Origin of the sequence: Desulfogranum marinum, from assembly GCF_963675105.2 — a bacterium.
Lineage (GTDB): Bacteria > Desulfobacterota > Desulfobulbia > Desulfobulbales > Desulfobulbaceae > Desulfogranum > Desulfogranum marinum.
Genome location: NZ_CAXXRO010000004.1, coordinates 2,328,539 through 2,349,928, shown reverse-complemented (window position 1 = coordinate 2,349,928; position 21,390 = coordinate 2,328,539). Strand labels below are relative to the sequence as shown.

Here is a 21,390-nt window from a genome sequence, read left to right as displayed (position 1 = left end):
TTGTGTTTGGAATCAATAATTACCCCGGATTTATAATGGCCGGGGTCCTGCTTAACATCGCCCCTGGAACCGATACTTTTTACATTATAAGCCGCAGCATCAGCCAGGGCACAAAAGCTGGTGTCGTCTCAGCGCTGGGTGTCTGCAGCGGCGCAGTCTGCCATACTCTTTTTGCAGCCCTGGGGCTTTCGGTCATCCTTACCACCTCGGCAACCCTGTTTTTTACGGTCAAGCTTGCCGGTGCCTTCTACCTGGCCTACCTGGGTTGCGTGCTGCTCAAGGCACCGCCTGCTGTTACCCCACAAGATAAAAAAGCTGCTCACCCACACAATTCGCTACGAAAAATTTATTGTCAGGGAATCCTTACCAACCTGCTCAACCCCAAAGTTGCCCTGTTTTTCCTGGCTTTCCTGCCTCAGTTTATCAGCACTGACTCTCCGTACGGCCCGCTGCCCTTTCTTATCCTGGGTGCAACCTTTGTAACCACAGGAACACTCTGGTGCTGCTTTCTTGCCTGCAGTGCCGCCCGAACCACCAGCTACTTACGAAAGAACAACGCGGTGCAACTGGGCCTCCAGAAAATTACAGGATTGGTTTTCATAGGATTTGGTGTACAGCTGGCACTATCCAAAAACTAGTTACCCCTTACAACTCCAACCATTTCCGCTACCTATGGACACCATAAACACCATTGCTCCCATCGGCATTATTCACACCCCCATCGACTCACCGAAAAACGCCCCTATCCAACCAAAGGGAGCGGCTCAAATACGAGGGAAGATAGAGGTTTATCCACAGTTTTCCGAAGGCCTAAAAGACCTGGAAGGCTTCAGTCACCTCTACTTACTCTACCAATTTCATCTGGCCCAGCGTACCGAATTGACCGTCACGCCCTTTATGGATACGGTTCCTCGCGGCGTCTTTTCGACTCGTTCCCCGTTGCGTCCTAATCATATTGGTATCTCCATTGTCCAGCTAACCAGCATCGACGACAATATCCTCCATGTCACCGGCATTGATACGGTCGACCAAACCCCTTTGCTGGACCTCAAACCCTACATCCATAATTTTGATTCAGTAGAACAAAGTACATCCGGATGGATGAAAGCAGACGAAGAAACGATTGCCGCCAGACGCTCGGATAATCGTTTTCTCTAATCTCAATCGTATCGTAACAACTAGAAAAATGGCATGGACAGGCACCTTAAAAAAAGGTGCCTGTTCTGCTCAGCCTTGAAGAAAGCTCCGGATACTCTCTGCAGGTGTAGAGAGTAATTCAGCCATGGTCACTGCTGCAATCAACGCTCTGGCAGCGTTGGTGCCCACAATTTCTCGGCCACAAGCATAGTTATTTTTCGAGGTAGAAAGCTGGCCGTCAGCCAACTGGTTATCGTGAAGCACATGCGGTGATTGCTGCACCGGCTCCATGCTGCTCACAAAATGATCATCGCCGATGCAGAGCAATTTTTCCGGTTCCAGAGAGGCAGCGATATACTTTATCCCCTTACAAATCGCCTTATAATCAAGATGCGGATCAGCCTCTACCCCGCTGATAATGAGCCAGTCCGGTACGGCAATATTAAGTAGTATTTCGGCATCTTTGAGTGAGCGAATCCCGTATTCCAAAATAAGGACCTCTGCGGTCTCCCGCCCCCATAAGGCTTGCTTTGTCAGCAACAGGGGAAAACCTATTTTTTCAGATACCGTCTTTGGGTTTTTCAAGCCCAGGATAGAAAGCGGCAACCCCACTTCGGTATTGTACGAGAGTTGAGCCCCTCTGGTGTGATGGCAGATACCAAGGAGTTCAACCAGCGTTCGCTTAATCGTGGTCTTGCCCTTGATGCCGGTAATGCCGATCACCAGCGCCGGGTTACGCTTGAGATACCGGCGACTGGCATGGGCGAGCATCAGCCGCGCTCCTTTTCCGGACCAAGAAGGACTGGTCCCAGCCTTGCCTGGCAGCGGCGTGATTACCCTTGCCTGCTCAGCAACTACTTTGCGTGGCCGCTGCCTGGGCTGACGATGGAAAAAATACTGCTCCAATCTGTCAAAGCCCTCCTCCAAATCCGACATCTCCCGTCCGAAATTAATACGGAGGTGGGATTCGCCTGAAGGGCCAAAAGCCACTCCCGGCACAGTGGCCACTTTTACTTTATCCAGGATATCATAGGCAAGCCGGTGGCTGTCTCCAGCATATTCCACAATATCCTTTATGCGGGGAAAAACAAAATAGGTCGCTTTGGGCAATTGATAGTCCATCACCTGGGAGAGTTCATCCAGCCTGGAAATACAATAGTTGCGCCTTTTCTTGAACTCCACCCGGAACTCTTCTAAAAATTCAGCCCCATAGCGTAAAGCACCAATGGCAGCATACTGTGCCGGTACAGGAGCACAGGTAACCATGGCATCATGAAATTTAACAATACGGCTGATCCTGTCTTTATCGGCATGAACAAAACCTACCCGCCACCCGGTCATGGCATAGGCCTTGGAGAAAGAACAGGCGCGGACAATCATCCCCCTGGCTTCGGGAATCTGGGTGGCGGAGAAATGTGGTTCATCTACATAGTAGAAATCTTTATACACCTCATCAATGAGGATGGTCAGATTATGCTGCCTGCAAATCTCCACCAACTCCCTGGTCTTTTCCTGGGAAAATAATGTCCCTGTTGGGTTGTTAGGGCTGCAGTAAAGGAGCAACTTTGTTTTTTTGGTTATCCCCTGCTTAATCTTCTCTACCTGAAAATCAAAATTATTCTCCTCATCCAACTCCACATAGCGAGGCACACAACCGGCAATGGATATGGCACCCAGGTAAGAGGCATACGAAGGACTTGGCAGCAGCACCTCGTCACCGGGCGAGGTAAAGGCAAGCATGGTAGCGGTAATCCCCTCGATGGAACCTGCTGTGACCAAAATCTCCTGCTCCGGATCATACGACAACCCTTCTGTCTCCAGGGACAACGCGATCTCCTCCCGTAACTCGGTGAGACCGGTGGTAAGGGAATACTTATCGCAAAGGCCGGCGGCGATCTTTTCCTGGGCAAAACCGATAACCCGTTCAGGAGTACGAAAACTCGGTATCCCCTGTGCCAGGGAAACCATATCAGGCACACGGGAAGCCGCAAGCTCCATAGCCTTGATGGGTGAAAGCTCAAATTGTTCGGACGGTGGTGTTTTCGATAGGAAATTCATAGACAGAGAGCACCTCTTTGTTGAACGGAAATAACCTTATGTGTCCCCAGTTCTGATACTATCTGGTTAATGCAAACATTTCAACGGCTGAACCTATCTATACCCCACAGGACAGATACGTTTCCAGCAGCATCGCTTGCATTGGGTAAAGAAGTATGACACCTGCAACAAGGGGGGTGGAGTACAGCTGAACAGTTTACCCGAAACCTACATAATTTTACATAAACCAACATAAATGTACTGCCGCTCTTCATATTGCCTGCGCCTACCAGATTGTAACAAGCTGATTTTATTAACAATATACCATTGACAGTAAAAAATGGATTAAGAATTGCTTCTATTGGTAAACCGCAATCCACCTGTGTACTGTATTACGGTTAACCCAAGGATTGTAATCATGGCTCAGGGTATCTGTTCGTAGTGAGGACCAACGTATTTTCCAACCTCTAAGACAGGTCCAAGATCGAGGGTAAAGCGTGATTCTTTGTTACTGGCTGAACAGGAACAATAAAAGGCTGGAAAAACAGGTTAGCTATACCAGTTCCCCAAACTCCAACAAGTATGAATTATCAACCCAATGAGCACTTCTTTAAAACAACAGATATTTTCGTGGCAAAAATCGCTCACTCATTATTTCCTTACCTCCCCTGACCGGCTTAGGGCAATCAAGGTCACAATAGCCATAGGCGTGCTGACGGCACCTTTCGTCTTGCTGGGTGAGTCGTTTTTCGCAATAACCCTCGCTCTAGGGGCCTTGGCCGGAGCTCTTTCAGAAACCGATGACCATCCGAAAGGACGGATGAAATCACTGGCCCTCAAAGTCATCTGCTTTGCCATATCAAGCCTGTCGGTAGAACTGCTCCGTCCATATCCAATTTTACTGGGATGTGGTCTCTTTGCCTCCACCATTGCCTTCGTACTTATTGGCAGCCTCGGAGAACGGTATCGTGGCGTAACCTTTGGCGCCCAACTGATCGGACTCTACACTATGCTCACTATCACACTGAGCCCTGCCTGGTATTGGCAGCCTATTCTTTTACCTGCGGGTGCCCTGTTCTATGGTTTATTTTCATTGTACTTGCTCTACTTAAATCCCTGGCGTGCACTCGATGAGCATTTGGCCCGCGGATTTGGCGCCCTTGCTACATACCTTGAGGTTAAAGCCGGCCTTTTTCCAAGTGATAAAAATAAACAGGGAGAAATTCGTAACCAGTTAGCCCTTTTAAATGTGCAGGTAGTCGGTGCCTTGGATGGCTGCAAAGAAGTGCTGAACAGCTATGGGGATTCCATTGATGATAAGACGGTCTTACAGCCTTACATGAGGTATTTCATGCTGCTGCAAAACCTTCACGAAAGAGCGGCATCAAGCCATGAACGATACGATCTTCTCAGCAGTGACCAAGCCAACCGGGTTTTGCTGGAAGGGATAGGTCACACGCTGCTCCAGTATTCACATGCCTCTAAAAAATTCGCCGAAAGCTTACTTGCCGGTAAAACCTACATCCATCCGATCTCACTGGGTTGGATGGTTGATGCTTTAAACGATCAGTTAAAAAAACATGACATTGCCCCTGACCAACCAGTGGCGATGATAGTTCGAAACCTTTCTCGCTCCCACCTTTCCCTGCAAAATTTACATGAAGACAGCCAACGCCTGCTGACACCGAAACTGAGAAAAGATAATCGCTCACTTATGCTGCGAGCAAAAGAACTGCTTGACTGGCAAAATCCGCGCCTGCACCATGCCTTTAGACTGGGTCTCTGTTTCCTGGTTGGATTTACTATTTCTGAAGTTTTTGCTATTGCCAAGGGGGAATGGATCATTCTAACGACTCTATTTGTTTGCCAGCCAACCTATAGTGCTACCCGGCAACGATTGTATCAACGTATTTTAGGTACCATTCTCGGCGTAGTAGGTGGGGTGCTCATTATCCAAATTTTGCCGACTATTCAGGGACAGCTGCTCCTTTTGTTAGTTTCAACTTATGCTTTTTCTCTCTGGCAGCTCCGCAATTATTCTGTTTCCGTAATGTTCATAACTATTTTTGTGCTGTGTGCATTCAATTTACTGGCAGGTAAAGGTTCGTCGTCCATCATGTTACCCAGATTAATTGATACGCTTATAGGTTCGGCTCTCGCGATTATTTCCGTACGTCTTCTTTGGCCCAATTGGCAGTACAAACGATTGCCTGCTCTTATTGCAGAGGCAATTTCAAAAAACACGTCCTACTTCCAAGCCATTTTAGAAGAATACCTTCAATCAACAGGAGAAGATGATCTGCCATATCGGATCGCCCGCAGAGAGGCCCATCGTGCTGATAACGCATTGGTACGTGCCTGGCAGGACATGCAGTTTGAGCCTCGCAACAGACAACAATTCAGGCAGCAGGCTTTTACTTTAACCTATCTCAACCACGCTTTACTTGCTTACATCTCCGCTTTTGGCGTGCACCGTGATCAACACACAGCGCTCTCTCCCGAGATAGCTCACCTGGCAAATGATATAGTTGGGGAATTACAGAAAACCAGCCTATCCATAACCACTGGAAAAACTTTGGGAAATACTCGGATAATCAATATATTAAAACAAATACGCCATAGCATACGTGGATCCAGCCAGCCTATTCCAAAACAACAATTTACATCGCTCTACAATATTGCCGATGTTACCGAACAATTACTCAAATTAGCCAATGGGTTTACGTCCCCCAGGGAGTAAACGTTGGCGGATGACAGTAGCAAAACTGTCAAATTTACATCGAAGCGAACATGCTTAGAACCAACTGGCTGAGTGGGGTTATCAAAATTAGAACCAACCTTCATTTAATGGGTCAGAGTGAAATGAAAAATGACGAGGGTTAATTGCCCTGACCCATTAAACAATTAGTTTCGTATTTTAGATTCCGTTTTTTCCGGATTTTTCTCCAGATGGTTGTGACGACGTTCAGCAATGACTGCAAATCGCTCAATAATGTGGGAAAGATCGGAATTATCCCAAGTATGGTCGTAATCTTCCAGGCTGCGAACAGCTCTACTGAGGCTAAAACAGGGTTCTTTGCCGCATTCCAAAACAGCATCATCGTAGGCAGGAGAGTGCTTGCCTGAAAAAACCTCAGCGAGCAAATCCTGTATAGTATAGCTGAAAAACTTCTTCACATCTTCAGTGGACTCGGCGGTGTTAATATTCTCCCGAAATTTAGGCAGTAATTTCTTTTCCACCTTGGTGAAAGATAGTTGTGTGCTCATACCGTTCCTCCCTTTTCTGTTATCGAATCAGTTCGAAAAGATGTGCTTCTACGATGTCTATAGACATTAAGGATATTTTGGATTATTAGCAAGTTAGTTCGAGCTCAGGTAAGCCATGACTCCGAGAGATCGGGTTAAATGGCAATCATTTATTATAATCTAAAATATGATGGACTCGTAAAAAGTCCATCACTCACTAAAGACGGCTAAGTACAAAAGTTTGATATACAAGGCGCAGTGTTTCGCTCGAGGCTTTGACTATACATATGGTATGTCAAAGCCTCGGGTAAAACCTGTAACACCGTAGATCGAACTTTTTACGACGCCATCAAAATATAAACAGTGAAGGAGAGGAAGCAATCAGGTTACCCGTTTTCCAATGCAGAGAACGTCCATGGCTGCTATTTCAAGTCCGGGTGGAAGAGTGCAACTAAAAAATGGACGATTTAACGGCTGTGCAGGGAGGGATCAAAGTCCCCATGGCCAGAGGTCTCTTTGATTCAATCGCGCTGCAAGAGAGTTGAGGGGAAATATACGTCCCTAAAAAAAGGCACCTTTCTATGAAAAAGGTGCCCTTGCAGGGAGAACAAAATGGCTTACGCCATGGAATTATTCTGCAGTGGTGGGGTCAATCATTGTATGCACAGCAGCGACGCTGTTGGCTGGAAAACCGCCCTGCTCAGCATGTTTGCGTACGGAGGCTTCATCCGGTGCAATATAGACGCAATACACCTTATCATCGGTTACATAACTCTGAACCCACTGGATCTTTGGGCCCATTTCCTGTAACACCCCACACGATGTCTGAGAGATAGACTTTAATTCCTCAGCAGTTAAATTCCCGGCTCCGGGGATTTCACGTTCAATTATGTATTTTGGCATGCAAACATCCTCGTTGTTATGAATAGAACTATTCATTTTTTATTATAGGCGGCATAACGGGTACCGGAAAAATACCCATGCCCATCGAAAAAGATTTCGACACGAACCTCGTTTCTATGTACACAGAAACGCCTTCCTCCACAATGCCTATCAGCCCGAATTTCTCATCAGTCTCCAATTTTTCTCTATTTTGGATAGGTAGCCTTCCTGTTAAACATTGCTTGACAACAGGCACCCCTGGAATTAATTGTGCATATGTTCACTTAATAATCCCTCTCAAGTAATACATGAGTCTGTTGATTTACTAGGGTTTTCGTTCAAGATCAAGGCATGCTGAAAAAATAACCACAGGCATATATTTGATATTCCGAGGATTATTTTTTCAGCATAACGAAGAGATTGGGCAAAAAGACAGTAAATCAACGGGCTCATACATGGAGTCACTATGTGGAAAGCACTGTTCAAGGTCCATAAAAATCTTATCAAGGCCATCCCGATCATGCTCGTTGCCGGGTTTCTATTCGGCAGTGTTACCGATCCCGGCCTAACTGTTGGCCTTAAAAGCCTGATCATGCCGCTTACCTTTCTCATGGTTTATCCGATGATGGTCACCTTAAATATCAACCACCTCCTCCATGGGTTGAAGAACGTCAAACTACAGCTGGTGACCCAGATTATTAATTTTGCCATCATCCCTTTTGTTGCCTACGCACTCGGGCGCCTCTTTTTTGCTGACCAACCCTATCTGGCCCTTGGGCTTTTACTGGCCGCGCTCCTCCCCACCAGCGGCATGACCATCTCCTGGACCGGTTTTGCCAAGGGGAACATGGGAGCAGCCATCAATATGACCATCATCGGCCTCACCTTAGGTTCCATTGCCACGCCCTTTTATGTGCTTGCTCTGTTAGGAGCGGAAGTGGATGTCAATATCATGATGGTGATCAAACAAATTCTTTTTATCGTTTTCCTGCCCATGGCCCTGGGGTTTGCCACCCGCCAATATCTGCTCAAAAAATATACGCCCCAAGGTTTTAAGCAAAACATTGCTCCGCGCTTCCCTGCCCTCTCCACGGTCGGCGTATTGGGCATCGTTTTTGTAGCCATGGCGCTCAAAGCACGAACCATCTTGAGCGAGCCTTCGCTGCTGCTGCTTATTTTTATGCCGCTGCTGTTGATCTACCTGCTCAACTTCTCCCTTTCCACCTTTATTGCAAAATTCTTTTTCAGCCGAGAAGACGGTATAGCCCTGGTCTACGGAACCGTGATGCGCAACCTCTCCATCGCCCTGGCGATTGCGATCAATGCCTTTGGCGAGGCCGGTGCCAACGCGGCCCTGGTTATTGCGGTTTCCTACATTATCCAGGTCCAGTCTGCTGCCTGGTATGTCCAGTTTACTGATCGCGTTTTCGGCCCTGCCAAAGAATAGGCATGCGCTAACTGATCAAAAGTTCGTCAGTAACAGCAAACACGAACTTGCTGTTACTGGTAACTTTGTGGCTACAGTCGCTTCTTGCTATCAAAATCCTCAAGAAATTCGGTTCCCCCCACGCAACCAGCAAACGAGAGACAGGCCCTCTAATCCGGCTGAGTATGACAAGTAAATCAACTGCCAACCGTCTTTTTCCAACCAGCTGATATTTTTATTATTTATTTGAAATTAGCAAGCGAGAGAAGTACCATGTAACCCATTGTTCTTACCACACAAGTGTAGGATGGTGACACAACAGTTCGTCTCACATGGATACGTCACAAAAATTCCATTTGAGATTGCAATTGCTTCAGGTCATTCTTAGCCTTTTCTGACAACAGGACAGTCAATATCTAGTGGAAAGATGTTGACTTTATGAAAATTAACTTCTGGGGACATTATACAGGCAAGGTGCATCAAGCAAAGATCTGACCTTTTTTCAAGGTTGAATTACTTAAAGAACAAGCAAGAAAGGTGGTCGAAAAATTCATTTCTGGGTGAGCTAAAAATGAAATACTCATCGGATAGATATCCTAATCCAGGTGATTCCTGCACTGTATGTGAAACAGAGTTTTATAAAAAAGCTTCGTTGTTATACGACCGTATCTATGTGAGCCCAGGGATTCATGAAAACCTGAATATACCAGCGAGTGTTACATTTGGTTTTAAATCTGCCGAACGTCATTTTCAAAAAATATTAGAAGAAGGAGCCGTAAGATTAGCCGCTAAACAGTTTCCTCCAGGAACTAGGAAAACCTCTGATATGTTATATTGGCTTGCTCGTAAACAAGGAGATCGGCCTGCTCCCATCTCGTATATATTCAAGCGTGCAGTTTCGAAGAGTTATCGAATTGAAGGCGTTGGTGTTACCCCATCATTTGCATTGTACTCTAGCTTCGTAAAGGAGTTCAATAACGGAACAGAACTGGGAGTTGAAGCAGCGCTGAATAATATAAAAATAATTAACGATAGTAAGGCTAGTTGGACGCAAATATTAGATTTCAGGAAAGATGAGGAATCGATACGAAAATATCGTGACCTCCGATTATGGCTTAAGGAAAGCTTGAGTGCATCTTCTATCCAAGAAGCAAGCGATATAATTGGCCAAAAATTGGAGGATTATGAGTGGGCTTTAACGAAACACGGCTTTTCAACTGTCCAAAATGCAATTACCTATGTTTTAAACTATAAGCAGGCTGGTGTAGCAACAATGGCCGGGGTAGCAGGAAGTTATTTTGCTGGCCCATTAGGCTCAATGTTTGCCTCGGGTGTAGTGATTGTCGGGCAAGTAACAGCCTGGACGATGAATCGGTATATTGAGAAAGAAGATGTAAAAAGAGGTCCAGGAAGGGAAGTTGCTTACATTCAGGACATTAATGAGCGATTCACCTTCAAGGATTGATCTATTATCAGTGTCAGAGTGAACAAAGGACATGGTCAGGTCTTTGCTTGACTCACGTCGTCTATACAATGTCTCCGGAAGTTGTTTTTTCTAAAGTCAAGATTTCTCCTATAGATCATGACTAACAAAATTATTCCTGGAAAAAGATAATGCCCGACAATCTCAGCGATGTTCATGAATAATCTTGGACTGTGGATACACAGGAAAAATATTGAGTTGAGACATATTGCCAAATTCTTGATCTCCGATTTGGCAATTTTAAGCGCAATGCTCTCTTGCGAAGGCGACCTGAATAGGATAAGTGAAGTAGAGGTGCTGGTAGAATGGCCGAGTCTTCGACGCTGCAACATTATCGCCAGTACCTTCCTTGACTTGATTTGTATTATATAATTTTTTTTTTGTTTACTGTATTTTGTATAAGATACAATTACACAATATTCGGTTATAAATCATTTCATTGATCCATTTAATTAGGATTCTTTCATGAGAAGTATATCTTTAATCTGCTCCATTATTCTTTTTTTCTGTTTATCAAGTCTTCATGCCGCGCCTTTTCCTGACTCTGGTTCTTTATTTCGTCAATTCAGAGATGATTCCCTAAGAACCCTTCAAAAAGATAAAAGAACAGCCCCAGAGGTGGAAATTAAGGAAAAAGAGAAAAAACCGAAATTTGATGACACCCATGCTGTCTATGTCAAAGGATTTCATGTCGTTGGTAGTGAGCACCTTTCACAGGATGAAATCCATGCACTACTCGATCCATACATACATCAGAATTTAACTACGACTCAGATTCATGAAGCAGCTAATGCCCTTATGAAATATTACCGGGAAAAAGGCTTTTTTGCTGCGAAGGTTTATTTACCTCCGCACAGCTTTTCTCAAGGAGTAATAACCTTGCATGTATATGAAGGTAACCTAGAGGAAGATGGTATCGAGTTGATTAACAGTGAACAACATGTCCGCAGTGAAATTATTAAAAAGATTTTAACCAATACGCTTGAACCTGGTGTCATGAAGACCGAAGACTATGAGCGAGCTATACTTCTTGTTAATGATTTTCCGGGAATTAGTGCAAAATCAATTATTTTTCCAGGGCGTGAAGTAGGGACTGCAAATTTTTTGATGCAGATTGAAGACGAAGACCGATTTAACGGCAATGTGGATTACGATAATTTTGGAGATTACTACACTGGAGAAAACAGGTTTGGCACAACGCTTTATTTGCATAGCCCTACCAGACATGGGGAAGAGGTGGCGTTTCGTTTTGTAACAACAGGGCAGTACAGCAATTACGGCTACATAGATGTAGCTGTTCCGATTATGAATTATGATCTGAGATTTGGTGCATCGGCTGATTATCTCCAGTATAAGCTCAATCACGAATTTGAACCAATTGACGCCAGGGGATACGCATATTCAGGGCGAGCATACCTTAAATATCCTTTTATTCGTACTCGCCACTTTAATGTTTTTGGGGACGCCAGTTATTTTTTCACGGAACTGACAGATAAGGACGTGAGAGGCACTCTGGCCAATAGAGTTATCAATAGTGGTGTCTTCAGAATCTCTGGAGACCACGATGACCATTTTCTTGCAAATGGAGTAACCTACTTCAATGCTTATTTGACCATAGGCGATGTCAATCTTGATGGCAGTGACAACTACAAAGCTTTTGATGCCAGCACTGCAGAGACCGCGGGCGGTTTTGCCAAAATCAATCTGGGCATCTCAAGACTGCAGCATCTCTACGGCAATTTTTCCTCCTATGTTGCACTTTCAGGACAGATATCAAACAAGAACCTTGATACATCACAAAAGTTTTATCTTGGTGGGCCATATAGTGTACCAGGATATCCCACTGGCGAAGCAAGCGGTGATGATGGTGCACTCTTTTACGGTGACCTGCGCTATGATTTTTTTAACCTACCATGGGGAGGGAGCCTGCAATTAAATGCCTTTTACAGTTGCGGCTGGATTAATATCTATCATGATCCGTGGGAAGGCTGGCAGCAGGATAATGACATCATAACCAACGATATAACCTTACAATCGGTTGGCCTTGGATTGACGCAGACTTGGACCGACACTATGGTTTTACGTATGGTATTTGCTAACCAGATAGGCGATAACAATGTTCGAGATCCTGATACTGGTACAGCAAGGGATGACTCCGATAGTGACTATCGATTCTGGGTGAATGCTATTTTTTACTTCTAGATTAACCTGAGTGGAAAGGATTTTACCAGCCATGAAAAAAAATATTTCTATTTTTACGATACTATTGTTCTTCGGGGCAGCTAATTTGGGGCATGCTGGTCTTTGTACGACTGGGCAACATGTCGGTAATCCTCACTGCCATGGCCATAGCTCAACCGCTGGTACCTCTTCAAGCAATACTTTGTCAAGTACTGGATCACACGGCCAGACCCCTGATCCTGCTACACAAAATCCGCTGACAGGTTCGGTGACCCCCAATCATCACAATACACAACTTATACCAGTGCCGCCTAAACCCAAACAGATAAAAACTCCCATTCCTTCACCAAAACAGGTAACGCAGCAGGTCCCTAAACCAATACCACAAAAAATTCCTCAACTGGTTAAGGTTCCACCAAAACCAGCAATGGTGCCAACAGCCACACCGCACAAGGTGCCACAAGCCGTACCACCAAAAATTCCGCAAAAAACTCCACAACTTGTAAAAACTCCGCCTCAACCTACCTTGGCACCAGTGGCAACACCACCCAAAGTACCTCAAGCCGTACCGTCAAAAATTCCTCAGCGAGTACCATCTATTACAATTACTGGAAGTTACCAACCAGGCCCTTCTGGAAATTCTCCCGTGCCGACCGCTACCGGGACCTATCAACCAGGTCCATCAGGGTTTGCCCCTGTTCCAACGGTATCTGGAACGTACCAGCGCGGACCTGCTGGATATGCTCCAGTCCCCGCAATCACCGGGACCTATCTGCAAGGTCCATCGGGATACTCTTCTGTTCCTGTACCTAAACCAGGCTTGACACCAACATCAATCCCGCCCAAAGTGCCTTCAGTGACGCAAAAGACACCTCAATTGATTCCGCCTAGAACTGTTCCTGGTGCGCAATTGGGGCAGCTTCAGACTCATTCTTCTTCAATGAGTAGGCAATCAGGACCAAATGGGGAGATCCATGGTCAGGGTCGACAAATGCTAAAGTCAACTATGACACCAAATTATCAGCCGACCCACCAATTTATTACAGTCAATGAGCACCTTGAACTTCCGGTGACATCTGGCCCACATCCTCAGGGCATAGCATACAACTTAGAAGTTATTGAGCCGGGTATTCAAAACAAGCAAGTGGCTGTCTATAGAAGCAATGATGCCAGAGAGGTACTATACAAAGATGCCATTAAAATGGACTCCACAGGTTTTTTTCTCATTGATTTGGGAATTCGTGACCCTGAATATATCAAATAAAGGTTATTGAGTGCGCATCGATTATTCAGTGGACAGGAGAACGGTAATCTATTGATCAACAAAGAGGGAGGAAACTGTACTTTATCCTAAAACTGAAGTTGATGGCGGTCACGGATATTCTACCTTATCCATACCAATATTAATGATCTACTAACATTATCTCATTGACCTTGTTCCTGTGCACCTACCGATTAAAAGGTGTACAGGAACACGTTCCGTCTCCTAGAGTCGATACAGGAACTTCACAGTAAGTATATCAAGTTGGGGCATGTGAGCAAATTCGCTACCTTCGATATGGCAATATTAACGTTTGCCATAAACGGCCGAGTGAACGCGAGGTCCGGCGACCCTAGGGAGCGAATTTGATGGCATTGTTAGGCATTATGCTTCAATCTCATCACCATACCGCATGATACTGCATTCAACACCCAGCTTCTCCACTTCACGCTTGAACAATTGATCATCTGCTGAAGCGATATTTTTAATCCAGAAAAATGCAACGTTATAATGGCAAGGAATTACCATTTTCGGTGCTATGAGTTTCACTGCCTCAAGCGCATCGGTAATATCCATTGTCCATGTATTGTTACCTGGCCCACCAATCGGAAGCATCAATACATCCGGTTTCAAACCTGCCCATTCAGCTTGTAAAATAGAATCTCCCAGATTCACAATCGTTTTTCCATCTAATGTGATTTTAAAGCCTACAGAACCGATGCCGACACGTTCTCCTGGCCCTGGTTGCTGTTTTATTTTGAACCACAATATTGGAATACTGATAGGACCATGAACGGTTTTGACGGCTTCAATTTTAACATCGCCTAAAATGATTGACTCTCCAATGTCCAACGGATGTACATTTTTAAATGGGATCCAGGACGTCAACCCTCTACCGCGAGGATCGACTAGCAGTGTTTCGCCATTTTCTACTTTAGCCAGTTCTTTCCCACATACAACGGGTGCATTGCTGGCTTCCGCTACCCGATCCGATTGCCAGTGATGATCAGGATCGCCATGAGTAATGAGAATATGCGTGATACTTTGCCATTCTGTTTTAGGAATGAGACTACTTAGATTGAAAATCCAGAGATTTTGCCCCGGGTCAATGGCAATTTTATTGTTACCACTTTCGATTAGAAACGAATTGTAAAGAAAGTGTCTTATTTTCATGGAAAACGCTTATGCTCTATTTGAGCTTCTGACTTATTTTAGTTTTTGAAAGACACGCGGATCAATCGCCGCCGCACTAAACATACCACCGGCAAGCGCTCCGGCGATGCCTGGACTCATCACGTCCTGACCGGCCAGGAACAGACCGGGTACAGGTGTACGAGCGTTGAGTGCATCCGATAACATTCGACGCGGCGTCGTTTCGACACCATAAAATCCGCCTTGCTCGTGGCCAGTGAAAAATGCCGTTGCCAGTGGCGTGCCGAGTTCATGGTAGGCGATCATTGGCGCCAGATCCGGAAATTTGTCCTTGAAGAAGTCCAGCAACCTGGATTCGATACGCTGCTTGAACGCTGCCCACTCGTCGGGATGTTCAGCCGCACCACCATTCGCAGCTTCATCCACGAAAGGGGCCACCGACGACCAGTCAGCCAAAAGCATCACATCGGCAGTGTGCTTGTTCGTCGGACCCGGATCATGCGCGGGATTCTTAAGTGAAGAAAACGACACAAACGCCATCGAAAATGGTTCACTGTCTCCCCCCGCCCAGGTGGTATCATAGGTGTCCCAGCTATTAAAAAACCAGTGGTTCGCACGCGTTGCCCCGTGTTTGGCGATGTCACCCTCAAAGCCCAGATAAAGATCGAAGTGACAGATCGATGGTTTGAACGTGGCAATCTCCTGAGCCCAGGGTTGCTGGCGAATATCCTGTGGTAGCAGGTGCTTCACGGTTTCACCGGCACCGATCGCCGAGACGATAATGGGCGCATTAAATTCTTCACCGGATTGGGTACGCACGCCCACGGCTTTACCATCATCAAGCAATATCTCGCTCACCGGTGTTCCAGCTCGAGCACTACCACCCGCCGCTTCGATCACAGGAACCAGTCCTCTTGCGATGGCACCGGCACCGCCGACAGGATAGGCGGCGCCATCAAGATAATGCCCCATGACCATGCCATGAAAGGCGAAACTCGCTTCTTTCGGTTTGCCGCCATAGGTGCCCCACTGCGCAGACAACACGGCGGCCAGCTTCGGATTACTGATAAGTTCATCGATCACCTCACCGGTCGTGCGACCGGCCCAGCGCTGGATCTTCTTTTTATTCCACCAACGATGGGCGGAACGAAATGGCTCAGGTATCGATCGCTCGGTACCTACCATATATGCAGCTTCCTGTGCTGACTGCAATGCTTCAAAGTAGGCATCGATTTCAGCCGCATTGTCGGGAAACCGGTCTTTGAGTTCCATCTTGTAGGCTTCAGCGGGGCGCCCTACGGGTATGTCGAAATCATCCGGGAAGTGCAGCGTGTCATAGAGGGTACCGATTGAGTGAAACTCGATGGATCCACCACTGAGCCAGTCCAGGATCCGGCCCGCAAACTGGTCATGGCCGAATATGCCACAATAGTGGAGACCGACATCCCAGCTGAAACCTTCGCGAGTAAAAGTGTGAGTCAGTCCGCCAATTACCTGCGCTTGCTCGAGAAGCAAAACTTTGTGATCAAGCCGGGAAAGTGCCGTGGCCGTCGTCATGCCGCCCATGCCAGAGCCAATGACAATGACATCGAACGTGCTGCTTGATGATTTAGCAGTCATTCCACGACACCTCCTTTTCTTCTTAGTATATCTGCCAACAATACCCGTAACTAATTTTAGTTTAGTTCAACCAACTACTCTTGACCGAAAGCAGATAGTAACATTTAAACCCATGAGCTACATCTCGCAGATATTGTTTGCCGCCTACGCACGGGCTCAATAGAGAGCGAACAATGTCAGCGAATCCTGTGAAGCCCATTGTCAGGTATGCTTACCTCGCATACCTGCAAACAGAAATAGGGTGGCGATGATAAAAATGACTGAACCTGTACTTGCCATCAGTAGAGGAGGGTCGCCAGGCGTATTTCTAGAAACACAGTAGACAACATAATTAGTCACAAATTGAAAAATTAAGCTCGACACTATTAATAGCCAGATAAGTCTAGTTTCGACGCGATGATAGAGATAATTTACAAGAGTTAAGTTGACGAGGCCTGCTACTAGTCCTCCGGCGCCTGCTAACCTGATTAAGGCGAGGAACAGAGTTTTGTAGTTTTCATTAAGGCTAATCCAATCAACATTTAAGGCTTGCGCATGATATGGCATAAATTCGTTTGCAGTGACATATACAATGCCAAAAATTAAGTGGCTTATACCCACTATGGCAAATAAAATTAGAGCTAATTTCCAAATCATTGGTTTGGTTCGTTTAAATGCTTAACGGGTTAAATAACCTGCCGCAACAATCTTGGGGAAGGATGGTTGTGCTACTTGTGAGTTTTAGCGCAGCTTTAAACTTGAAAATACCGCAATCGTGTTGCGGTCTGTGTTAATTTTTTGGTTAGCCTTTTTATTTATTGTTGATATTTTCTTCTAACCATCTGAAAGTATCATCAAAACCTGCCAAATATGTGTCTAGTTTATTGCCTTTCTTCAATTTGGTGTACCAATCTTGAGCTTCCAGATAATATTTCTCTGCTTTTTCTAAGTTAGTGGCCATTACTGCGGCAACTGATGCACCAATATATATTTTTAAGGGGTTAAGTGCAGGGTTGAATTTTGAAAGCATTGCTTTCTCGAAAGCACTTAATGCTTCAGGATATTTTTGCTGTTCATGAAGTAAATCTTCCCCTTCTGAACACCATAGTGAACCTGAGTATTTCAACGACAGCTTTTCTAGCCATTTTGATCGCAATTTTCGAGCTTCATCTACCTTTCCCCTTCCTTCCATGTTTTCTATGTCCTGTGAAATATATAAAGGCTGGTAAAAAGGTAGATTAAAGAGAATTTTTCTGGTGATTATTGCTAGTATCCTCATTTTTTTCATTGGCTAACGGTAAGTTAAACGGCCGCGATCACGCGGTCCGAGTGGGCTTCAGCCCACGTTTTAAACGCTTGGTTATGTGTTGTTTTCTTTATGTTTTTTTGTTTTTAATGCCGTTTATCATGACTGGATTGTCATTCCAAGACTATTTCTCTTTTTGGACAATCATTACAAACTGCTGAGGGCTAATTGCCTTTATTTTTTTTATCGTTTGTAACTTGATCGACTATAAGCGCCCCCAATAATACGATGATGATTAAGACGACTATTCCAATTGTGATTTTTATATTTTTAGATGAAAAATATTCTCCGCCAAATGATAGATGAGTTTTTGTTAAAATTGCGGAAGAATATAGAATTATGGAAATAATTATTAAAAAAATAGTTGCTATTATTTTCCATATTTTTGAATTCAATATGAAATTCCCTTTATTCACATAACGGTGGAATTGAGCGGAATCTTTTTTAAAAATACATTTATATTGTGGCGCAGCCAGTAGAACTCTTAATTTTTAAAAAAGATTGCCGTCTCCAATGACTTGTTATAATTTCGCCCAGAACAATCTCGATCGTTCTAGTGATGTGAAATGCTAATTCTATGCGGCATGGCTAAAACATCTCTTCCTTTCCCAGTAGATGCTCATCTGCCTTTAAGTTGTGGGAGACCCAAAAAAACGGTGATGGATTTTTCGTTCTTGAGTAATGCAAGCGCGAGATGTTTTTGGGTGAACTGCTCTGTAGGGGAGAGGAAACCCGAATTTGTAATGCCGCCCCCAGCATGCAATGTGACGCGAGAATTATAACGGTGGAGTTGAGCGGAATTGTGGTTGTCACCAAAATAGATAAATTTTGAGCGGATGCGAGAATCTATTTTGGTGGCAATTACAATTGCCGTCTCCAACGACTTGTTAGCCCTGATACGATAATGCTCATTCGGCGATAATCCTTATGAATTCGTATCAGTAACCACCGAGCAGTGTAATCAAAAACGTTTTCGCCTCAATTATCGTCATGCATTATTTGGTGAGAAAACTTTGGAACTGAGCACTTTCACTGATGTGTTTTCCAAAGTCATCGCCTCGTTTACCGTCATGCCTTTGCAGAGCGATGCACGTTTTTGGAGTGCAAACTTTTTATTTCGACCTGCGATGTTGGTGGGCTAACGGTGGAGTTGAGCGGAATTGTGGTTGTCACCAAAATAGATAAATTTTGAGCGGATGCGAGAATCTATTTTGGTGGCAATTACAATTGCCGTCTCCAACGACTTGTTAGCCCTGATACGATAATGCTCATTCGGCGATAATCCTTATGAATTCGTATCAGTAACCACCGAGCAGTGTAATCAAAAACGTTTTCGCCTCAATTATCGTCATGCATTATTTGGTGAGAAAACTTTGGAACTGAGCACTTTCACTGATGTGTTTTCCAAAGTCATCGCCTCGTTTACCGTCATGCCTTTGCAGAGCGATGCACGTTTTTGGAGTACAAACTTTTTATTTCGACCTGCGATGTTGGTGGGCTAACAAGTTAGTTAATAGTTTCTTTTTATCTACACCGAACCCAATATCTTGACAACGCAAAATCAGGCATGTACGCTACGGAATAACTCTTAATCATACATTTTTCACTGGATATTAACTTTCTGTTTAGCACGTCTATGATCCGCGTACCGTCGCAACTCTATAGTGAGTACAGAACCTTCATCCAAGTGCAAGGCGTAAAAAAGGGAACTGAAGGGCTCTATCTGAAATGGCTCCGATATTATTTAGATTTTTGTGAAAAATATGGTGATTCGCCAGGCAATAAGGAAAACCTTACTCCTTTCCTTAATAAACTCCGTACAAAACATCAGACCGACCTTCAGTGTAATCAGGCGCATCATGCAGTTACCCTCTATTACAATTTGCTGCGCGACACGCAACACGGCAACTCTCTACCGGTAGCGGTTCATGTGCAGACGCTGGATGCAAAGCCTTACGTTGAACCATCTGTTACCAGATCGCTGCAGAGCGCTGAACCACTCTCAGGTTCTACCGCTGTGCCAAAAGAACACGGGGCAGATTGGACAGGCGTGTTCACTGGTTTAAAGAACGAAATTTCTGTCCGGCATTACTCTACGGCAACCCTGAAGACCTATTCCAGTTGGGTTCGCAAATTTCAAGCATTCACCAGGAGTAAAGATCCGTCTCTGCTCCAGGTTGATGATGTCAAACATTTCCTTACCTGGCTGGCAGTGGAGGAAAAGGTCTCGGCATCAAGTCAGAACCAGGCCTTCAACGCGCTTCTGTTCGTTTTTCGCCATATACTTGGTAGAGAGTTCGGCAAAGTAGACGGCGTGGTACGAGCAAAGAGAAAACCGTATATCCCGGTGGTGTTGTCCAGAGAAGAGGTTCAACGGATCATTGATTGCCTGGATGGGCAGTATAAGCTGATAGTCAGCCTCATGTATGGCTGTGGGCTCCGTATTTCAGAGTGCCTTTCTTTACGCGTACACAATTTTAATTTTGATATGAAGGTACTTACCATCCATGACGGGAAAGGAAAAAAAGACCGTACTGTCCCTCTTCCCACATCCCTTTTGCCAGATCTGGAGGAACAGTTGGAACGGGTTGGAGACCTGCACGGACGGGATTGTCGGGCAATGTATGACGGCGTATTCTTATTTAACCAACTTGAGAAGAAATACAAAAACGCTGCCAAGGAGCTGGTATGGCAATGGTTTTTCCCGGCCAGAAAGCTAACGAATGTACCGGAGAGCGGTGAGCGTCGAAGGTACCATGTGCACAAGACCGTGTTGCAGAAAGCGCTTCGAAAAGCCGTGCAAAAAGCCAGGATTCCCAAGCGGGTAACCTCGCATACATTTCGTCACAGCTATGCCAGTCATCTCTTGCAGGCCAATTATGATATTCGCACCATTCAGGAGTTACTTGGGCACAGTGATATACGGACAACCATGATCTACACGCATACGGTGAAAAGTACGACGAAAAAGGACGCAAAGAGCCCACTTGATTTTTAATATGTTCACCGGCAATATTACAGTGGAAGTAGTTGCACCATGCAGAGATGTTTCCTGTGCACCTACCGATTAAAAGGTGTACAGGAACACGTTCCGTCTCCTAGAGTCGATACAGGAACTTCACAGGAATAAGGTAATGGTTTAGAATTTAATAAAATGGTAGAGCTTCTCACTGGCTATCTCAGTCCTGCTTTATCCTATTGCTAGATAAAATGTTTGTTACGCATATCGTTGTGTCAGAAATGGTTCTATGGTGCCTGGTCCACAGCAGCTGCTAATGCCAACACCTGCCTCGACGCCTGAACTGAATCTATACAACCCGAGGCCACCTATAACATGGAAACTGAACAGTGGGTGGTGCCGGTAAATGCAGCGGTTTCCATCACCGGTCTCAAAGGAAAGAGCATGATTGGCGCCAATTCCGACTTTATGTGGGATGAGAATTTGAACCTGAGCTACCAGTGTGGTAGCGGAAACTTTTTCAATCGCGGTTGGGTACCGCTATCTCGATGTTGATTACGAGAATAACATTTTACTTTACGACGTTTTTCGAGGTGGCATCATCCTCGGCCTATCCTAAAGGTTTTTAGGTAAGCTCATTATATTGACCGGCCGGCCTCAATCATTTTAAAAACAATTGGTTGATAGAAAATTTAGCGATATAATGAACAATGAGGGGTGA

General features: G+C 45.1%; 16 protein-coding genes. 9 read left to right on the top strand and 7 right to left on the bottom strand.

What is annotated here, in order from left to right:
- Positions 1-2 precede the first annotated feature (2 nt).
- Positions 3-638, top strand: a complete 636-nt coding sequence (locus ACHZCY_RS19085; protein WP_319550016.1) for a LysE family translocator — start codon at positions 3-5, stop codon at positions 636-638.
- A 34-nt stretch (positions 639-672) separates the two neighbouring features.
- Positions 673-1,158, top strand: coding sequence for a tRNA (N6-threonylcarbamoyladenosine(37)-N6)-methyltransferase TrmO (gene tsaA / locus ACHZCY_RS19080; RefSeq protein ID WP_319550015.1), 486 nt, complete (start codon positions 673-675; stop codon positions 1,156-1,158).
- A 69-nt stretch (positions 1,159-1,227) separates the two neighbouring features.
- Here the strand turns inward: tsaA and ACHZCY_RS19075 are convergent, their stop codons facing one another.
- The gene (locus tag ACHZCY_RS19075) at positions 1,228-3,195 is read right to left on the bottom strand and encodes an aminotransferase class I/II-fold pyridoxal phosphate-dependent enzyme (RefSeq protein WP_319550014.1); all 1,968 of its coding nucleotides are present in this window, start codon (positions 3,193-3,195) and stop codon (positions 1,228-1,230) included.
- Positions 3,196-3,772: 577 nt separating this feature from the next.
- On the opposite strand from ACHZCY_RS19075, the gene yccS reads away from it, so the two are divergent.
- A complete protein-coding gene (yccS, locus tag ACHZCY_RS19070) occupies positions 3,773-5,914 on the top strand; it encodes a YccS family putative transporter (RefSeq protein WP_319550013.1) in 2,142 nt (713 codons plus the stop codon).
- Between the two features lie 164 nt (positions 5,915-6,078).
- Here the strand turns inward: yccS and ACHZCY_RS19065 are convergent, their stop codons facing one another.
- Together ACHZCY_RS19065 and ACHZCY_RS19060 are read right to left on the bottom strand one after the other, a co-directional pair.
- Positions 6,079-6,441 (bottom strand): hypothetical protein, encoded by a 363-nt coding sequence (locus ACHZCY_RS19065; RefSeq protein ID WP_205221004.1) that lies wholly within the window; start codon positions 6,439-6,441, stop codon positions 6,079-6,081.
- Positions 6,442-7,050: 609 nt separating this feature from the next.
- Positions 7,051-7,323 carry a DUF4242 domain-containing protein gene (locus ACHZCY_RS19060; RefSeq protein WP_205221003.1) on the bottom strand — a complete coding sequence of 91 codons (273 nt, stop codon included), beginning with the start codon at positions 7,321-7,323 and terminating at the stop codon, positions 7,051-7,053.
- Between the two features lie 445 nt (positions 7,324-7,768).
- Here ACHZCY_RS19060 and ACHZCY_RS19055 point away from each other — a divergent pair, with 445 nt between their 5' ends.
- The 4 genes from ACHZCY_RS19055 (at position 7,769) to ACHZCY_RS19040 (ending at position 13,656) form a co-directional block, all read left to right on the top strand.
- Positions 7,769-8,749: an arsenic resistance protein gene (locus tag ACHZCY_RS19055; protein ID WP_205221002.1), complete on the top strand. Its 981-nt coding sequence runs from the start codon at positions 7,769-7,771 to the stop codon at positions 8,747-8,749.
- 550 nt (positions 8,750-9,299) lie between these two features.
- Positions 9,300-10,193, top strand: coding sequence for a hypothetical protein (locus ACHZCY_RS19050; protein WP_319550012.1), 894 nt, complete (start codon positions 9,300-9,302; stop codon positions 10,191-10,193).
- Positions 10,194-10,676: 483 nt separating this feature from the next.
- A complete protein-coding gene (locus ACHZCY_RS19045) occupies positions 10,677-12,413 on the top strand; it encodes a ShlB/FhaC/HecB family hemolysin secretion/activation protein (protein ID WP_319550011.1) in 1,737 nt (578 codons plus the stop codon).
- 31 nt (positions 12,414-12,444) lie between these two features.
- Positions 12,445-13,656: a hypothetical protein gene (locus ACHZCY_RS19040; protein WP_319550010.1), complete on the top strand. Its 1,212-nt coding sequence runs from the start codon at positions 12,445-12,447 to the stop codon at positions 13,654-13,656.
- Between the two features lie 381 nt (positions 13,657-14,037).
- Here the strand turns inward: ACHZCY_RS19040 and ACHZCY_RS19035 are convergent, their stop codons facing one another.
- The 4 genes from ACHZCY_RS19035 to ACHZCY_RS19020 all read right to left on the bottom strand — a co-directional run bounded on the left by ACHZCY_RS19035 (position 14,038) and on the right by ACHZCY_RS19020 (position 17,683).
- Positions 14,038-14,826: an MBL fold metallo-hydrolase gene (locus ACHZCY_RS19035; RefSeq protein ID WP_319550009.1), complete on the bottom strand. Its 789-nt coding sequence runs from the start codon at positions 14,824-14,826 to the stop codon at positions 14,038-14,040.
- 33 nt (positions 14,827-14,859) lie between these two features.
- Positions 14,860-16,425, bottom strand: a complete 1,566-nt coding sequence (locus ACHZCY_RS19030) for a phytoene desaturase family protein (protein WP_319550008.1) — start codon at positions 16,423-16,425, stop codon at positions 14,860-14,862.
- Positions 16,426-16,626: 201 nt separating this feature from the next.
- Positions 16,627-17,061, bottom strand: coding sequence for a hypothetical protein (locus tag ACHZCY_RS19025; protein ID WP_319550007.1), 435 nt, complete (start codon positions 17,059-17,061; stop codon positions 16,627-16,629).
- A 154-nt stretch (positions 17,062-17,215) separates the two neighbouring features.
- Positions 17,216-17,683 carry a hypothetical protein gene (locus tag ACHZCY_RS19020; RefSeq protein WP_319550006.1) on the bottom strand — a complete coding sequence of 156 codons (468 nt, stop codon included), beginning with the start codon at positions 17,681-17,683 and terminating at the stop codon, positions 17,216-17,218.
- 1,663 nt (positions 17,684-19,346) lie between these two features.
- On the opposite strand from ACHZCY_RS19020, the gene ACHZCY_RS19015 reads away from it, so the two are divergent.
- Together ACHZCY_RS19015 and ACHZCY_RS19010 are read left to right on the top strand one after the other, a co-directional pair.
- A complete protein-coding gene (locus ACHZCY_RS19015) occupies positions 19,347-20,708 on the top strand; it encodes an integron integrase (protein WP_319550005.1) in 1,362 nt (453 codons plus the stop codon).
- Positions 20,709-21,044: 336 nt separating this feature from the next.
- On the top strand, positions 21,045-21,224 hold the full coding sequence (locus tag ACHZCY_RS19010) for a hypothetical protein (protein WP_319550004.1): 180 nt from the start codon (positions 21,045-21,047) through the stop codon (positions 21,222-21,224).
- Positions 21,225-21,390: the final 166 nt, after the last annotated feature.

Excerpts from the sequence above, each read along its gene's own strand:
- ACHZCY_RS19060 (WP_205221003.1), bottom strand. The coding sequence starts at position 7,323 with ATGCCAAAATACATAATTGAACGTGAAATCCCCGGAGCCGGGAATTTA.
- ACHZCY_RS19020 (WP_319550006.1), bottom strand. The coding sequence starts at position 17,683 with ATGAGGATACTAGCAATAATCACCAGAAAAATTCTCTTTAATCTACCT.
- ACHZCY_RS19075 (WP_319550014.1), bottom strand. The coding sequence starts at position 3,195 with ATGAATTTCCTATCGAAAACACCACCGTCCGAACAATTTGAGCTTTCA.
- ACHZCY_RS19055 (WP_205221002.1), top strand. The coding sequence starts at position 7,769 with ATGTGGAAAGCACTGTTCAAGGTCCATAAAAATCTTATCAAGGCCATC.
- ACHZCY_RS19015 (WP_319550005.1), top strand. The coding sequence starts at position 19,347 with ATGATCCGCGTACCGTCGCAACTCTATAGTGAGTACAGAACCTTCATC.
- ACHZCY_RS19030 (WP_319550008.1), bottom strand. The coding sequence starts at position 16,425 with ATGACTGCTAAATCATCAAGCAGCACGTTCGATGTCATTGTCATTGGC.
- yccS (WP_319550013.1), top strand. The coding sequence starts at position 3,773 with ATGAGCACTTCTTTAAAACAACAGATATTTTCGTGGCAAAAATCGCTC.
- ACHZCY_RS19045 (WP_319550011.1), top strand. The coding sequence starts at position 10,677 with ATGAGAAGTATATCTTTAATCTGCTCCATTATTCTTTTTTTCTGTTTA.
- tsaA (WP_319550015.1), top strand. The coding sequence starts at position 673 with ATGGACACCATAAACACCATTGCTCCCATCGGCATTATTCACACCCCC.
- ACHZCY_RS19040 (WP_319550010.1), top strand. The coding sequence starts at position 12,445 with ATGAAAAAAAATATTTCTATTTTTACGATACTATTGTTCTTCGGGGCA.
- ACHZCY_RS19025 (WP_319550007.1), bottom strand. The coding sequence starts at position 17,061 with ATGATTTGGAAATTAGCTCTAATTTTATTTGCCATAGTGGGTATAAGC.
- ACHZCY_RS19050 (WP_319550012.1), top strand. The coding sequence starts at position 9,300 with ATGAAATACTCATCGGATAGATATCCTAATCCAGGTGATTCCTGCACT.
- ACHZCY_RS19035 (WP_319550009.1), bottom strand. The coding sequence starts at position 14,826 with ATGAAAATAAGACACTTTCTTTACAATTCGTTTCTAATCGAAAGTGGT.
- ACHZCY_RS19065 (WP_205221004.1), bottom strand. The coding sequence starts at position 6,441 with ATGAGCACACAACTATCTTTCACCAAGGTGGAAAAGAAATTACTGCCT.
- ACHZCY_RS19010 (WP_319550004.1), top strand. The coding sequence starts at position 21,045 with ATGGAAACTGAACAGTGGGTGGTGCCGGTAAATGCAGCGGTTTCCATC.